The following is a 2,752-nucleotide window of genomic DNA, read 5'->3' as shown; positions in this document are numbered from 1 at the left end:
GTTACAGGGTGGGTGTTCACCTCTTCCCATTCCGAACAGAGAAGTTAAGCCCCGCTCCGCCGATGATACTGGGATAACACCCGGGAAAGTAGGTAGCCGCCACGATATTAACAACTAAAGCAGTTCTGCAAAGAACTGCTTTTTTTTTTAGCCTGACCTCAACTTCTATTCGTTTTTCAAAACCTCTACGGGATTACTTTTTGCGGCTTTTATTGTTTGGGAAGCAATCATAATAAATGCAATAAGTAGTACTATTAGTAAGCCAATAAATAGCTCAAAAACTTGCACAGGTACATGATAAGGAAAATGGGTTAGTACAAAATTTTTAAAGAAAAGGTACGTAAGAGGAAGGGCAATAAAAGCTGCTAAAGACAATTGGAGTATAAAACCTCTACTCAATATGTAGATAAGATTGACCGCAGTGGCACCCATCACTTTCCTTATTCCAATCTCTTTTAGGTGGGTCTCGGTCGTAAATACCACCATCCCGAATAATCCCATCGAAGCAATTGAAACGGCGAGGAAAGCAAGAAAACCAATAATTTTAATAAGCATTGAAAATTCGCTATAGGCTTCTTCGATAGCTTCCTCGTAAAATTGCGCTTTTAATGGATGAACGCGGTCATATTTTTTCCAAATCGATTCAATTTTACCTAATGTCGCTGTCATGTCCATACTCTGTATTTTGACATTGATGATTGTCCTGTCTCCGGGCGTCCAGTGCATAAAAGCGACGGGGCCAATGAGATTGTCAACTTTACCGTAATGGAAATCTTTCATAACGCCCACAATAGTTGCTTTTCGGGGTCCGTGGAAATTACTAAATGTAACAACCTCCCCAATCGCCTTTTTAGGGTCGTTATAACCAATGTTAAATCGTTTTAGAAATTGTTGATTTACAATCATTTCTGAAGCTGCTTGGGAGCTAGTAGAGCGAGTCTTGAAATTTTCTCCTGCGATGAGCTTATATTCATGCAAAGGCAAATAATTTTCGTCAACATGGTTCGTCATTACTAGTGCAGAGTCACGTGTATTTTGATATTTTACAAATCCACCCCACGCATTCCCGACGCTGGTTACAATCAGCGACCGTGATAGGGCTTTCACTTCTGGTAGAGTACTCAATTCTTGAAGAAGAACTTCTGGGCGATTGTCTTGTGTATCAATGTTTAGGATATTTTCGGTTTTGAATCCCAAATCAAAAGCAAGGATGTTTTTATACTGTACATATCCGATGGCAGTAGTGGTTATAAAGATTAAGGTAAATATATATTGAATTACTACTAAGCTACGACGGAAGTTTAGGTGCTTGAATACCTTTGCAGATTGATATAGCGGAGCGGCCGCATTTCGAAAAGCATTCATAGCACTTACTTTTGAAAAAAAGAGTGCTGGTAGAAAACCTGCAATAGCTCCTACAAATATTGAAAAAATAATAAAAGCTATCATCACAGCAGGTGTGAGTTCGAGCTTGATGGTACGTTGCATTTCGGGAGCAAGGTTGATGAGTATGGGCCTCAATGTCAGAAATAAGAAGAACGAAAGAACAAGCGCTGATAAGGAAATTATAATTGCCTCTATCAAAAACTGCTGCAGTATTTCATTTTTTCCTGCACCGATGGCTTTGCGAAGCCCTACTTCTTTTAAGCGGCGAATGGCTCGTGCTATTGAAAGATTGGTATAATTGAAACAGGCTGAAATTATCACGATGAGGGCAAGTCCGCCGATAATCCACAGTATAATGGGAGGCAGGTGTGGCCCTGTGGACGCACCTGCCTCAGAACGGCTGAGATTTTCTCCTACCACTAAGTCATACAAAGGAAGAAGTTCTAGTTTGATTTTTGTATTTTTTTCGGCGATATTTCCTTCTTTGGCAATGGCATCGAGCTGCGCCTGAATGGTCATTTTATCGACATTTTTAGGGAGTAAGAGATAGACATAGTTAGCCCACTTGTTAGCCCATTGTTCATAATTGTTGTTTTTATTGAGTTGCTCTGCGGTTGAAAGCGATACCAAAGCTTCAAAGTGAATATGCGAAAAGAAAGGAATGTCTTTGATAACGCCCGTTACTCTATAAGGAAGGGTATCAAACTGAATTACCTTTCCCAATGCATTTGTACTCCCAAAAAGTTTTTTAGCCGTAGTTTCGGTCACTACAATGGAATACGGCTCTTTGAGGGCTATTTCAGGATTGCCTTCCAACATAGGAAAAGTGAACACCTTAAATAGGGAGGGATCTGCCCAAAAACCTTTGATAGGGAGTATATTTTCGCCCACTTTGGCATCTTGCGAAAAGTCGTTGTGTACAATTGCGACTTCTTGGGCTCCAGCTACTTTTTCCCGGATGAGTTTTCCAAGTTTTAATGAAGTGGAACCAAATTTACCACTTAACTCGTCGTTGACGGTGGCTACATGAGTGATACGATAAATTCGCTCCCCGTTTATATGAAATCTATCATAGGAGTACAAGTCCATAATAAAGGCAATCAGCAACAAGCCAACCGACATACTAATGGCCAAGCCTACAATATTGATAAAAGAGAAAAGCTTGTTGCGCATCAAATTGCGACTAGAGGTTTTGAGGTAGCTTCCAATCATGTCTTTGCGATGTTTGTCTCGAATAATTAACTGATGTTACGCAGCCCTACCCAGAATAGGGTCGTTTGCTTTGAGAATTTTCAGTTTATTCCAAGCGTTTTTTAAGGCATTGAGCGTAAGTTTCCTTTTCAATGCGAAATGATTTTCTTTATTG

The 2,752-nt window shown here is 40.1% G+C and carries 1 protein-coding gene and 1 rRNA gene; one reads left to right on the top strand and one right to left on the bottom strand.

Annotated features, from left to right (window positions below; genetic code table 11):
* Positions 1–105, top strand: a 5S ribosomal RNA gene (gene rrf, locus P1X15_RS32395); the annotation flags it as partial.
* Between the two features lie 60 nt (positions 106–165).
* Here rrf and P1X15_RS32390 read toward each other — a convergent pair.
* Positions 166–2,598: an ABC transporter permease gene (locus P1X15_RS32390; RefSeq protein ID WP_277342249.1), complete on the bottom strand. Its 2,433-nt coding sequence runs from the start codon at positions 2,596–2,598 to the stop codon at positions 166–168.
* Positions 2,599–2,752 lie beyond the last annotated feature (154 nt).

Source organism: Runella sp. MFBS21 (assembly GCF_029433105.1).
Taxonomy (GTDB): domain Bacteria; phylum Bacteroidota; class Bacteroidia; order Cytophagales; family Spirosomataceae; genus Runella.
This window is presented reverse-complemented; position numbering and strand designations above follow the sequence as displayed.

Excerpts from the sequence above, each read along its gene's own strand:
- P1X15_RS32390 (WP_277342249.1), bottom strand. The coding sequence starts at position 2,598 with ATGATTGGAAGCTACCTCAAAACCTCTAGTCGCAATTTGATGCGCAAC.